Origin of the sequence: Vibrio sp. B1ASS3 (genome assembly GCF_905175355.1) — a bacterium.
Taxonomy (GTDB): domain Bacteria; phylum Pseudomonadota; class Gammaproteobacteria; order Enterobacterales; family Vibrionaceae; genus Vibrio; species Vibrio owensii.
Genome location: NZ_HG992743.1, coordinates 161,365 through 175,090 on the forward strand (window position 1 = coordinate 161,365; position 13,726 = coordinate 175,090).

Annotated in this window: 9 protein-coding genes; 5 read left to right on the forward strand and 4 right to left on the reverse strand. The window is 47.6% G+C overall.

What is annotated here, in order from left to right; all coding sequences use genetic code 11:
- Positions 1 to 22: 22 nt before the first annotated feature.
- Positions 23 to 1,414, reverse strand: coding sequence for a 6-phospho-beta-glucosidase (gene ascB, locus KJB05_RS19175; RefSeq protein ID WP_039989596.1), 1,392 nt, complete (start codon positions 1,412 to 1,414; stop codon positions 23 to 25).
- Positions 1,415 to 1,561: 147 nt separating this feature from the next.
- The gene (locus tag KJB05_RS19180; RefSeq protein WP_208444031.1) at positions 1,562 to 3,622 is read right to left on the reverse strand and encodes an ATP-binding protein; all 2,061 of its coding nucleotides are present in this window, start codon (positions 3,620 to 3,622) and stop codon (positions 1,562 to 1,564) included.
- Between the two features lie 178 nt (positions 3,623 to 3,800).
- On the opposite strand from KJB05_RS19180, the gene KJB05_RS19185 reads away from it, so the two are divergent.
- Positions 3,801 to 5,150: a sigma-54 dependent transcriptional regulator gene (locus KJB05_RS19185; RefSeq protein ID WP_208444030.1), complete on the forward strand. Its 1,350-nt coding sequence runs from the start codon at positions 3,801 to 3,803 to the stop codon at positions 5,148 to 5,150.
- A 64-nt stretch (positions 5,151 to 5,214) separates the two neighbouring features.
- Here the strand turns inward: KJB05_RS19185 and brnQ are convergent, their stop codons facing one another.
- A complete protein-coding gene (gene brnQ / locus KJB05_RS19190) occupies positions 5,215 to 6,525 on the reverse strand; it encodes a branched-chain amino acid transport system II carrier protein (protein ID WP_208444029.1) in 1,311 nt (436 codons plus the stop codon).
- Between the two features lie 836 nt (positions 6,526 to 7,361).
- Here brnQ and KJB05_RS19195 point away from each other — a divergent pair.
- The 3 genes from KJB05_RS19195 to lhgO all read left to right on the forward strand — a co-directional run bounded on the left by KJB05_RS19195 (position 7,362) and on the right by lhgO (position 11,819).
- Complete coding sequence (locus tag KJB05_RS19195; protein WP_005374185.1) at positions 7,362 to 8,372, forward strand: TAXI family TRAP transporter solute-binding subunit; 1,011 nt, start codon at positions 7,362 to 7,364, stop codon at positions 8,370 to 8,372.
- A gap of 88 nt (positions 8,373 to 8,460) precedes the next feature.
- A complete protein-coding gene (locus tag KJB05_RS19200) occupies positions 8,461 to 10,584 on the forward strand; it encodes a TRAP transporter permease (protein WP_009705104.1) in 2,124 nt (707 codons plus the stop codon).
- An 8-nt stretch (positions 10,585 to 10,592) separates the two neighbouring features.
- A complete protein-coding gene (gene lhgO / locus KJB05_RS19205) occupies positions 10,593 to 11,819 on the forward strand; it encodes an L-2-hydroxyglutarate oxidase (RefSeq protein ID WP_208444028.1) in 1,227 nt (408 codons plus the stop codon).
- Between the two features lie 47 nt (positions 11,820 to 11,866).
- Here lhgO and KJB05_RS19210 read toward each other — a convergent pair whose 3' ends face one another.
- A complete protein-coding gene (locus tag KJB05_RS19210) occupies positions 11,867 to 12,274 on the reverse strand; it encodes a cystatin (protein WP_208444027.1) in 408 nt (135 codons plus the stop codon).
- 169 nt (positions 12,275 to 12,443) lie between these two features.
- Here KJB05_RS19210 and KJB05_RS19215 point away from each other — a divergent pair, with 169 nt between their 5' ends.
- Positions 12,444 to 13,688, forward strand: coding sequence for an NADH:ubiquinone reductase (Na(+)-transporting) subunit B (locus KJB05_RS19215; protein WP_102388689.1), 1,245 nt, complete (start codon positions 12,444 to 12,446; stop codon positions 13,686 to 13,688).
- The last annotated feature ends 38 nt before the right edge of the window (positions 13,689 to 13,726 follow it).

The window sequence follows — 13,726 nt, forward strand, 5'->3', positions numbered from 1 at the left end:
ACTTTATATCTAGACAAGTAACTTAGTTTTTGAGCGAGCCGCCCGCAGTGCGAATCACATCTTGATACCAGAAGAAGCTCTTCTTACGTTTACGTTCTAACGTACCTTGACCATCGTTGTGGCGATCAACGTAGATGTAACCGTAACGTTTGCTCATTTCAGCGGTTGAGTTCGCTACCAAATCGATTGGTCCCCAACTGGTGAAGCCCATCAGCTCAACGCCATCCAAAATTGCTTCATGTGCTTGCACAAGATGGTCATTCAAGTAAGCGATGCGGTAATCATCTTGAATCTCACCGTTTTCGTCGATTTCATCACGCGCGCCTAAGCCATTTTCTACGACGAACAGTGGCTTTTGGTAGCGGTCGTGAAGGAAGTTCAACAGAACGCGAAGGCCTTTTGGATCGATCAACCAACCCCATTGGCTCTTCTCAAGATATGGGTTTGGTACGCTATCGACGATGTTACCCACTTCTTTCTGTTTCGGGTCTGCACTTGCACAGCCACTTGCGTAGTAGCTGAATGAGATGAAGTCGACACTTGCCGATGCGATCTCTTCTAAATCGCCTGCTTCCATCTGAATTTCGATGCCGTTTTCGCGGAAGTAACGCTTCATGTAGCCAGGGTACTGACCACGAGTTTGTACATCACCGAAGAACAACCACTTGTTGTTTTCATGCATAGCAGCAAGCACGTCATCAGGATTACAGGTGTATGGGTAGTTGATTGCGCCAAGCAACATGTTACCAATCTTGCCGTTTGGTACGATTTGCTGACACAGTTTTACCGCTTTTGCGTTGGCGACTAGCTGGTGGTGAATCGCTTGGTAAATCTCTTGTTCACTGGCGTCTTCTTGCAAACCGACACCAGTAAATGGTGCGTGTAGAGACATGTTGATTTCGTTGAACGTTAACCACAGCTTCACTTTGTCTTTGTAGCGTTCTAGCACGGTGCGGGCATAACGTTCGAAGAATTCGATGACGCGACGATCGCCCCAACCGCCGTAGTTCTCGACCAGTGCGTAAGGCATTTCGTAGTGAGATAAGGTCACGAAAGGTTGGATGTTATGCTCGGCAAGTTCGTCAAAGATTTTATCGTAGAACGCCAAACCTTCTTCGTTAGGTTCTAGCTCGTCTCCGTTCGGGAAGATGCGGCTCCAAGCCAAAGATAGGCGCAGACAGTTAAAGCCCATCTCTTTGAACAGCGCAATGTCTTCTGGGTAGCGATTGTAGAAGTCGATCGCCACATCTTTGATACCCGGCGTGCGTTCTTCACGGGTTTGATGCGGACTCAAAATACCGTTCGGCAGCATGTCTGATGTCGATAACCCTTTACCCCCAAGGTTGTACGACCCTTCTACTTGGTTTGCAGCAATGGCACCGCCCCAAAGAAAATGTTCAGGAAACTTAATCATGTTTCTCACTCTTTATCGTTCGGAAGTTATTCGTTTTATTTGCTTGAGAATAGTGTAGGTCAAGGAGGGATTCTTGTATCGAGATCGTGTTTTTCTCAAACAGCGGGGATGCCTAGTTCTAATGATGATTTTGTAATCAATATCAACTTAGGCTGATTTGAACAATAGAGTGAAAGTCAGCCCATTTTGTTCATTCTTATGCACGGTAATTTGTCCGTTCATATCACGCATATTGTTAGCCGTAATCGCTAAACCCAGCCCTAAGCCTTCACCAATTTTCTTTGAGGTTTGGAAGGGTTCAAACATGGATTCAAGCATCTCATCCGACACGCCGCAGCCATTGTCACTGACGATCAGTTCGACCTGATTACCGGTTGGGTTGACGATCAAGCTGAGCTGCGGGTTGGTGGTATGGTTCATCGCGTCTAGCGCATTCGAGACAAGATTACCGAGCACCTGAAGCAGTCGTTGTTCTTCGCCCATGATGTTAGGTAAGTCATGAGGAACTCGAACACGCACATCCACCTTGTCTAATTGGGATTGATAAACGCGTAAGGTCTCTTCGAGTGCGGAGGTAAGAGAAATCGCTTGTAGGCTTTCTGGTTTGTTATAGGCGAACGTCTTTAGTTGACTGGTCATGCTTGCCATGCGATCAATCAGCTTCTGCACCAATACATTGTTGGCTTTCATCATCTCGGTTTCGCCACGTTCTGCCAGCAGTTCGTTTGTAGTGAGCAAGGTACGCAAGCCCGTCAGTGGCTGATTGAGCTCATGAGTAATCGCGCTGGACATGCGACCCAAGGCGGCCATTTTACTCGATTCAATTAACTGGCTTTGCGCTTCTTTTAGCGCTTGAGTACGCTCTTCTACTCGCTGCGCCAGTTCTTGGTTGACCTGTTGCAGTGACTGCTCGGCTTTTTTCCGCTTGCTGATGTCGATGATCGTCGCAAGGAAATACTGCTCGCCATGCCAAGGGAAACTGGTCAGTGAGAACAAGACAGGGAAGACGCTACCGTCACTTCGTCTGGCAATGGTTTCGACCGTACTGATCTCTGCGAGCTCTTTATGTTTAGGTAAGTCCTTGAGCAACTTAAGTGTGGTGGAATTAGGATTGCCTGCATCGAATAACTCCCAAGCAAAAGCATGTCGATTGACGCTTTCTGGTAAACAGAACAAACGCTTCGCCATTGGGTTAAGATCGAACAGTTGGCCTTGTTCATCAATCAATAGCAAACCAACGTGGGTCTTATTGATCATCTGTTTCAAGCGGCGTTGGGACTCTTCCAACAGGGCTTGAATTCGTTGTTGGTTGATGTGCTTTTGGCGACGTTGTAGACCAATGATGACGAGTAATACAACTAACAAGAGCAGCGTTGCTACGCTCCAACCAATCACATTGATGGTTTGTTGAATCGGCTTAGAAGGGGTGAGGTAGCTGACGTTCCAATTCAAATCATCTAATTTAACGGTGTGTGCAAAATAACGCTGTTGGTTGAGCGTCCACACACTGATGTTGGTGTTGTCGTATAAGCGTTGCGTTTCTAACTGAACGGTGTTGCTCGGTTCGTTAAACCAGTCTGCGTTATAGAGCGAGCTGCTTGATAGGAAAAAGCGTTGCTGGCGATTTTGCAACGTAATGATGTCTTGGCTGGTAATGGTCTGTTCGGTTAATAAGCTGAGGTTGATTTGTACCACCACAATGCCTGCGATATCCAGACCATCGTAGATAGGGGCTGCAAGGTAATACAACGGACTCGAACCTTTGGTTTTGTTCACTAAGGAAACCCCACCGCCTTGATTGTGAATTTGTTCCACAATGGCTTTTCGGTCAGACAGGCTAAAGCGCTCTTCGATCAAACTTGAGACCAATACTTCGCCAGAGTTAGACAGGATTAGCCAACCTTCCGTATTGGCGGCTTTATCTAGTTGAGTCAGTTGGGTTTGCAACGGTTCGTAATAAGTCAGATTCCCTTTCACAAAAGCGATGGTTTCAGGGTTATTGGTGACGAGATAAGGCAGGTGATAGAAGCGTTTAAGTGCACGGCGAACTTCACCAATATAGTCGAGCAGTTTTTGCTGAGCTTCGGTTTGAGTTTGTACGCTCAACCACTGACGAGCAACCTCTCTACTGGCGCTATAGCAAGACAACATCAGCACTGCCGCAATTGCGACCACAAGCCATGTTTTGCCATTCCTTTTGCGCTGCATACTGACTCCATTCAGCTAGTGCGTTTTCACCAACAGTCATTAAAGAGTGCGCCTAACTGGTTGGATGTTAAAGACTTGTAAGCAAGAAGTGAGATCTAGCTCCTTTTCTCCTCAGTGGTTTTTGCTACCGTTAATAAAGAGCGATTTCTTTCCCACCCCATAAAGCAGGCTGTAACTCATGGCTTTTGACGACATCCCTAAAATTGCACTTATCGAAGACGATGATATTGTTCGTCAGGCTACCAGCCAATGGCTGCAACTGGCTGGGTTCAATGTGACCGCATTTAGTTTGGGGGAGGAGGGCAAAGCCGCCATTCTTAGCCAAGAATTTGATGCGATTGTCAGTGATGTTCGCCTGCCGGACACCGACGGCTTGTCAATACTAGAAAGCCTTATTGCTAATCACATTCCAACGCCAGTTATTTTGATCACCGGACATGGTGACGTCGATATGGCGGTAGGGGCGTTACAAAACGGTGCGTTCGATTTTATCGAGAAACCTTTTCAACCTGAGCGCTTGTCCCAACGAGTGACCGAAGCGGTAGAGAGCTATCGCGCGCAAACGTCTACTCAAGATCGTCAAGAGTATCTATCTAGCGTTAGCGGCTTAGAAGAAGTGTTGATTGGGCGAAGCCGAGTGATGCAACAGCTTAGAGAACAAGTAGCCAAGTTAGCACGCATTGATACCAACGTGATCATTTACGGTGAAACAGGTTGTGGTAAAGAGCTGGTGGCGACCAGTTTGCATAATGAAAGCCAACGTAGAACCCATCATTTTGTGCCAATCAACTGTGGCGCGATTCCCGAGAACCTGTTTGAAAGTGAGCTGTTTGGGCACGAAGCTGGAGCCTTTACCGGAGCGGGTAAAAAGCGCATTGGTAAATTGGAATACGCGGATAAAGGCACCTTATTCTTTGATGAAATCGAGAGTATGCCGCTGTCCATGCAGGTGAAAGTGTTGCGTTCATTACAGGAACATACGGTTGAGCGCGTTGGGGGTAATCAGCAGATCTCGGTTGATTTGAGAGTGATCGCCGCCGCGAAAGAAGATCTCAATGATCATGATGAGTTTCGTCAGGATTTGTACTATCGCCTCAATGTGGCACAGATCTATTTGCCACCACTACGTGAGCGAGAAGAAGACGCGTTGATCTTGTTCGAACACTTTGCTCTGAAAAGTAACCCTGAGAGTCGTCCACTGAGTGAAGCTGATAGAAAAGCCATTCTTGCTTACGCTTGGCCCGGTAACGTGCGTGAGCTAAGGAATGTCGCGATGCGTTTTGCACTGGATGAAACCGTCTCCGTAATGGAAATTCTCTCCAGTCGACCATCTTCTACAACCGAAGAGACACAAGCAGGCGTTCCGTTGGCGATTCAGCTACACAACTTTGAGCGTAAGGTGCTGCATGACTCGCTAGTTCGACACCAAGGACGAATTACGGATGTGATGGTCGAGCTAGATTTACCGCGCCGAACCCTCAACCAAAAGATGCAGAAGTTTGGTCTAAATCGCTCTGACTATACATAGAAAAAACGGCTTCTGAGGAAGCCGTTTTTTGTTGAGGTACTTATTTGTTAAGGTACTTGCCAATCTAGGCTTGGTTTACCAACTCGGTTTGTTGTTGGCTTGCCTTGCGGGTAAAGACTACACCCACAATCACCATAGCAATCGTTGGAACAATCCAGCTTGCAAAGTAGTGGTACAGTGGCATGTTGCTGTCTAACCATTGGTTTGTGGCTTCTGGCATGTAACCTAGGATGTGCAGCGCATCAATACAACCGAACGTTAGAGCAGTGAACGCCGTCGCGACGACCATGATTTGCGACATCTTGTTGCGCACTGGTGCCATGATCATCAACGCAATCGCGACTGGGTGAAGCGCCACAACCGCTGGCAATGTGATAGCCAATAGTTGCTCTAGACCTACGTTAGCGATCAAACCTGCCAATATCATGGTCGTGATAACGCAGCCTTTGTAGTTCACTTTGCTGAAAGTGTTGTCGTAAAACTCACTGCCTGCTGTGGTTACGCCGATAGCAGTAGTCAAACACGCCAATACCATCACGGCACCTAGTAATAGTGAGCCAAATGCGCCGAAGTGGCTGAAGGTGAATGCCGTTAAAATGTCGCCGCCATTACTGAACTCAGAACCCAAGTATGAGCTTGTCGAACCAATGTAAGCCAATGAGATGTAGACAAATGCCATGGCAACCGCGTACATCAAAGCTGCGATCAGCGTGTATTTTGCGGTGGCTTTCGGACAATCCACACCCATGCTGCGAATCGCGCGGAAGATAATCCAACCAAAACCGATAGAACCTAGCGCATCCATGGTCATGTAGCCTTGGGTCAAGCCTTCAGCAAATGCGCCAGATACGTATGGTCCCGTTGCGGCAGTTAGCTCACCTGCAGGAGAAATCAAAGCAGTCACAGACATGATGATCAAGATGCCCATCAAGGCAGGCGTTAAGATCTTACCTAGGTTGTCGACCAATTTGCCCGGGTATAGCGCAAACATGATGGTGATAGCACAGAAGGCAATAGTGAAAGGCACCAAAGCGGCATCACCAAACATTGGCGCAAAGCTGAATTGGTAAGCCACGGTAATCGCACGTGGGATTACGAACGCAGGGCCAATCACAATAAACACCATCACCCAAAAACTGGTCGCTAAAGGTTTAGGTAGGGCGGCGGTTAGTTTGTCTGAACCGTTTACGATAGCCACCATCACCAGTGCCATCGCAGGCAGACCTACGCCCGTTAAGAGGAAGCCAGACATCCCGCTCAGAAAGTTTTCACCTGCTTGGTAACCCAAAAATGGAGGGAAGATCAGGTTACCCGCGCCTAAGTACATGGCGAAAGTCATGAAGCCCAAAGCGGCGATATTGCGTGCGCTTAACATTGTTATTCCTCTTATGTTTCGCTTGGAAGAAACTGAAAGGAATGGGAGGAGTATGTGGTGTTCCCGTCAGCTTCTTCTCAAGCTGACAGAAAGTTTAGATATAGCCTGTCAGCTCTGAATCAGTTTCAGAGAGAGCAGGAGGATCGCAGCAGCAACGCCAGATGGGCGTTTTAAAGCGAATTGTAATTGCGCAGTTGCTGACATGGGTGATCCTTAATGACGAAAAAATACCAAGGAATACGTTTGCCTTGGCGTGTTGTTACCCTAACGAACATAGGGCTATTGGCACAACCCCGAAGTAGAAAATAAGTTGATACGGTCAATGTTTGTTTCTGAACTGGTGGATCGAACTGCTTTTTAAATTCAAAATTAGAATAAATGACTTTTCATTTCTTTAACATGGCTTGTTTTGCTGTATTTTTGTGCTATTTGTAGTCGTTTAGGCTATAAACCTCCGCTGATAAAGTGAGCAGTTTAGAATGATGCGCTGTTTCTTCTTATTGTTAAGACGCTCATTAGTTGCAGTTCAATCCAAAATTGCATCGGCAAAATATTGCTTATTAGTGAATCGTGCATTTATTTTGTCTTGATCACATTTTATTAACCTTTTGCGATCTAGGCGCACAACCTTCTTCTCTTCAATGAGCAAGATCTTGCTCATTACTTTGCTATCAAATCAGCATGATTTTGCTCATTTTTGATGTCTTTCAGCACTTAGTTCAATAAATACAAAGGGTTAAAAGTTGGCATTTCAATTGCTCTAGGGAATGTGTTGTTAATAAAGATTTAACATGATGTAAATCCCCAATCGTGAAACGACTACACGGAGAGTAATAATGAAAATGAATAAGCTGGTAAAAGCTTTGGCTGTCGCTGTGACTTCTTTTGGTATTGCTGCCAACGCTGCGGCAGAAGATCGTAGCTATATTCTTGCAACGGCATCGACAGGTGGTACTTACTACCCTGTGGGCGTAGCGCTGGCGACGTTAAGCAAAGTGAAGTTGGCACCAAAGCACCACTTCTCCCTTTCTGCAATCAGCTCTGCGGGCTCTGGTGAAAACGTCAAACTGCTGAACGAAAACGAAGCACAGTTCGCGATTCTACAAGGTCTTTACGGTGCATGGGCTTGGTCTGGAGAAGGTCCTTATGAGAAGAGCGGTCGTCAAGAACAGCTGCGTTCGGTCTCTATGCTGTGGCAAAACGTTGAGCACTTTATTGTTCGCTCTGACTTAGCAAAAACTGGCACTGTGACTGACCTGAACAACCTAGATGGCAAGAAGTTTTCTATCGGTAAGAAGAACTCTGGTACTGAAAACTCTGGTCGCCAAATCATGAAAGGTCTGAAGGTCGACCCTGATAAATTCAATCTTGCTTACATGGGTTACGGCGGCAGTGCGAGCGCACTTCAAAACGGCACCATTGACGGCATGAACACGCCTGCAGGTGTACCTGTTGGTGCGGTCACTCAAGCTTTTGCTGCGTTGGGTAAAGACATTTCGATTCTTTCGTTTACTGACGAGCAAATCAAAGAGGCGAACGGCAATTACAACCTATGGACGAAGTACGAAATTCCTGCGAACACGTATCCAGGTCTAGATAAGCCGATCACTACCATTGCACAGCCAAACTTCTTGGCAGTTCGTGAAGATATCTCGGAAGAAGACGTTTACCAGCTAACCAAAGCAATTTACGAGAACCTGCCGTTCTTACAAGGTATCCACAAAGCAACAAAAGCAATGGCGATTGAGAAAGCGATTGCTGGCTTGCCAGTGCCTCTTCACCCAGGCGCGGCGCGTTACTACAAAGAAATGGGCATCGAAATCCCATCAGACCTAATGGCGAAATAACGCCTACTTGGCCCCGAGTTTTGGCTCGGGGCATTTTATCCCTACCGATTTCAAAGATGGAAAAAGCCGCCAGAGCTTGGAGTATGAGATGAGCGACTCAATAGAAAAGGAATTGCAGAAGTTTGAGCTGCCCACGCGCACTGATTTTCCGTGGGTAACCACCACAATTACAGTGTTTGGCGTGGTGTTGTCTGCTTTGCACATTTGGTTTAATACCTTATCGACGTTACCAGAGTTATGGATTTCCGCTACCCACTTTGCTGGCTTTGCGGTGATTTGTGCGCTTTGGTATCCGGCTCATATCTCTCTCAAGCAGAGTAAGATTGCACTCGGCATCGATGTGTTGATTGCCATGGGCGCGGTCGCGTGTTTGCTCTACATTCCCTATGCCGAAGATGCGCTATATGAACGCGGTGTGAAGTTCGTGACCAGCGATTGGGTCTTCGCCATCATGGCAATTCTGATTGTTATTGAGCTGATTCGACGCACCATGGGCTGGTTTATTCCAGTGCTGATTGTGGTGTGTCTCAGTTACGTTGTGCTTTGGGGTAAGTGGGCGACAGGTATTTTCCACTTCCCGGGTTTGAGCATGGAAACCTTGCTCTACCGCAGCTTTTATTCTTCTGAGGGCATGTTTGGCTCTATCTCGCGCATCAGTTGGACTTTCGTATTCATGTTCATTCTGTTTGGTGCGTTTCTTGTGCGCTCTGGTGTCGGTGATTACATCATCAATGTGGCACGTGCTGCGGCTGGCAAAATCATTGGTGGTCCGGGTTTTATCGCAGTGATTGGCTCCGGTTTGATGGGCTCAGTATCGGGCTCTAGTGTGGCAAATACGGTTTCCACCGGTGTTATCAGTATTCCTTTAATGCAAAAAGCAGGTTTCCCTTCGCGCTTTGCGGCGGGGGTTGAAGCTGCAGCGTCGACAGGTGGTCAGTTGATGCCACCAGTGATGGGAGCGGGTGCTTTCATCATGGCGTCTTACACGCAAATTCCTTATGTCGATATCATCGCGGTTTCTTTCATTCCTGCTCTTATCTATTTCTTGTCTGTTGCGTTCTTTGTGCGTATCGAAGCCAAACGCAGCGGCGTTCAAAAAATCACGACCAGCGATGAATCTCTACTGAAAGTGCTGATCAGCGGTTGGCACAATCTTATCCCACTGGCGGTATTGGTTACTTTGTTGGTTCAAGGCTTTACGCCAACTTACGCTGCGGGCTTGTCGATCATTTCTGTGGTGGTGGCTTCTTGGTTCTCGAAAGATCATAAGATGGGACCAAAAGCGATCATCGAAGCACTTTCGCAAGGCGCGAAAAACATGGCGACAACAGCCGTATTGCTGGTGGGTATCGGTTTGGTGATCAACGTGATCAGTACAACGGGCATCGGCAACACCTTCTCATTGATGATCGACGGTTGGGCGAATGGTGACTTGTTCATCATGATCGTTCTGATTGCACTCGCTTCTCTTGTTTTGGGTATGGGTTTACCCGTGACAGCGGCGTATATTGTATTGGGCACACTTTCTGCCCCTGCGCTTTACAAGTTGATTGCGGAAAACCAATTGCTTGAATTGATGGTGTCAGGTCAATTGCCTGAACAAGCAAAAGCCATCTTTATGTTGGCGGCGCCAGAAAAGCTGGAACTGCTTAATGCACCAATGGCGTTGGAAACCGCGAAAGAAATGGTGGCGTTAGTACCTGCGGACTTTATGGAAACTCTACTAGAACAAAGTTTGGGTATGGAAGCGGTAGGCTTGGCATTGCTGGCCGCTCACCTCATCATCTTCTGGCTATCGCAAGACAGTAACGTTACGCCTCCAGTGTGTTTGACCGCATTTGCAGCAGCGACCATCGCTAAAACACCGCCAATGCGCACTGGTTTGATGGCATGGAAAATTGCCAAAGGTTTGTATCTTGTACCGCTGTTGATTGCTTACACAGGCTTAGTCAGTTGGGATGTGACGTCAGTGATTACCGTGGGCTTCTTTGCCATCATCGGTACCTATGCATTGATTGGTGCGATTGAAGGCTACTTGGAAGGTCCTCTAAACATTCTGACGCGTCTCTTGTTGGTAGTGGTGGGTACATTGCTGGTTTGGCACGACATCCCAATGTTGGTTCGTGTGGCAAGCTGCGCGGTATTTGTCGCGGTGTTCATTTACAGTGGTCGCAAGTTCAAATTGCAACAATCTCAACTATCGGTTTTATAAGAGGTCGTATGAAATCAGTCTATGACTACATCATTGTTGGTGGCGGTATCGTAGGTGTGTCGACGGCATGGCAACTGCAGCAACGCCACCCAGACAAGTCCATTTTATTGGTTGAGAAAGAGTCCGGTTTTGCGAGGCACCAAACCGGACACAATAGCGGCGTGATTCATGCTGGAGTGTACTACGCTCCGGGCAGCCTAAAAGCCGATTTTTGTAAGCGTGGGGTAGAGCGAACCATTTCGTTCTGTGCTCAGCACGATATTCCGGTGGAGAACTGTGGCAAGTTACTGGTTGCGACCAATGAGCAAGAAGTCGAACGCATGAATGCCCTCTATGAGCGCTGCCATGTCAACGGCATCGACGTAAAGCTACTCGATGAAGTTCAACTTAAACTGGCTGAGCCAAACATCACGGGATTGGGCGCGATTTATGTCAAAACCACCAGTATTGTCGATTATCGTTTGGTCACTGAGCAGATGGCGGAAGAGTTCAAAAAGCTCGGCGGTCAAATCAGTTTGAGAACCAAAGTGGTGGCTGCCGAAGAGAAGGATGAAGAAGTCCAACTGACCTGCACTTCAGACGGTCAAACCATGCAGCTCAATGCCAAGTTCTTGGTCACTTGCAGCGGCTTGATGGCGGATCGCATGACTAAGATGATGTCTATTCCGACCGATTTCCAAATCATCCCTTATCGCGGTGAATACTACCGCTTAGATAGCAAACACGACCAAGTGGTGAATCATCTTATTTACCCAATTCCCGACCCTGATTTGCCATTCTTAGGCGTCCACCTGACCCGCATGATTGATGGCAGTGTGACCGTCGGTCCAAATGCGGTGCAAGGCTGGAAGCGAGAAGGGTACGACAAGGTTAATTTCAGCTTGCAAGATACCATGCAAATGCTCAGTTTCTCCGGTTTCTGGAAGGTGACACAAAAGCATCTAAAAACCGGACTGGATGAGTTTAAGAACTCGTGGTGGAAGCCGGGCTACCTCAAGTTGGTCAACAAATATTGCCCAAGCATCAAGGTCGACGATCTCAAACCATATCCTGCGGGTATTCGTGCGCAAGCAGTGTTATCCGACGGAACCTTGGTTCATGACTTTTTGTTCGCCGAGAGCGCCAGAAGCCTGCACGTTTGCAATGCACCCTCTCCCGCAGCGACATCTGCGATGCCAATTGGGGAATACATTTGCGATAAAGTGAATGAAAAGATAGAGGCGAAAACGGTATAAAACAAAGGCGACGTAACGGTCGCCTTTGTTGTATTTGAATCTGGGAATTAGGAGTTGCCATCTTTAGGGCAGAGTTCGCCCTTCTTGGCGTGCCTTTCTATCATGTAATCGCCGCGAGCACTGTGCAGGACAATCGCGTTCCAGACTTCTCCATCTTTGAGCTCAAACTCCATAGCATAGTGTGTACCGCCGACGATTTGAGTTCTGACATCATTGATTTGTTTTAACTTATCCGTCGCATTCATTTGATGCAGAATCATGCTGAGCGAGCGCTCTGCATCCGGTGTCACTTTCGCCACTTGCCAACCTCCGGGGACACCACCCTTTGAACCACAGATGGCTTGCATTTTCTTCTTCAAACTAGGAGACATTTGCTTGTCTACGGCCAATGCGTTACCTGCAAATGAAAAAGCGGCCAACGACATCATCGCGGTCCACATCATCCTTAACTTCATAATCCACTCCATTGTTTTGTTATTGATTGAGTATAAGCACGCCTTTCACGGTTTACATAATAGCAAGGTCTTCTGTGCCAACAGATAAATACGTAATGGGGGAGTTAAACAGGCTAAAAACGATCGCTTTTGATAGCGGCTCGTAACATTCTTTAGAGGAGGAGACGTTATGAGTCTGAAGCATTATTTTGAAAAGGTCTCACCAAAGTTTGAACCGGGAGGCCAGTACCACAAGTTCTACCCACTCTTCGAAGCTGTTGAAACCCTTTTTTATACGCCAGGTAAAGTGAATCACGGCGTAACCCATGTTCGAGACAGCATCGATTTGAAGCGCATCATGATCATGGTGTGGTTAGCCGTATTCCCCGCGATGTTTTGGGGCATGTATAACATCGGCCAGCAATCCAGCGACGCTCTACTTTATGGCCTTGACCAAGCTGCCGCTCAACAAGCCATTGATGCCTCCTGGGGGCTGAGTTGGGTTTGGGGTTCAGTAGAGGCGGCCAGTCAAGCGGGTTGGGCGAGTAAAATGCTGGTCGGTGCAACCTACTTTTTGCCTGTCTACGCGACTGTGTTTGTGGTTGGTGGGTTCTGGGAAGTGCTGTTTGCTATCGTCCGCAAGCACGAGGTGAATGAAGGCTTCTTTGTGAGCTCCATTCTGTTTGCGTTAATTCTCCCGCCCACCATTCCGTTGTGGCAAGCCGCTTTAGGTATCACTTTTGGTATCGTGGTAGCGAAAGAGATCTTCGGTGGTACGGGGCGTAACTTCTTAAATCCTGCATTGGCAGGGCGGGCATTCTTGTACTTCGCTTATCCTGCGAATATGTCTGGCGGTGCCGTTTGGGTTTCGGCTGATGGTTACTCTGGTGCAACCCCTCTTAGCCAATGGTACGAAGGTGGTCAGAGCGCTTTGACCAACAACATGACAGGCCAGCCTATCTCTTGGGTGGACGCTTTCGTTGGTAATTTACCGGGTTCTATGGGAGAAGTCTCGACCCTGCTGATCGCGCTTACAGGTTTGGTGCTTATCTTTATGAAGATCGCGTCGTGGCGGATTGTTGCGGGTGTCTTTGTTGGCTTAGCCGTGACGTCGCTACTGCTTAATGCTATTGGTTCGAATACGAATCCTATGTTCTCTATGCCTTTCTATTGGCACTTTGTGATTGGTGGCGTCGCGTTCGGTACTTTCTTTATGGCCACCGACCCCGTATCGGCTGCATTCACCAATGGTGGTAAATGGGCTTACGGTATCCTGATTGGTGTGATGACGATATTTATCCGAGTGCTCAACCCTGCTTACCCAGAGGGCATCATGTTAGCGATTCTGTTTGCCAACTTATTCGCACCTCTGTTCGACTACATGGTGAAAGAGCAGAATATCAAACGCAGAGTCAAGCGCCGTGCCGCAGGGTGATTTGCAATAAGTAGCCCTAATTATATTGAGGTTTCTGC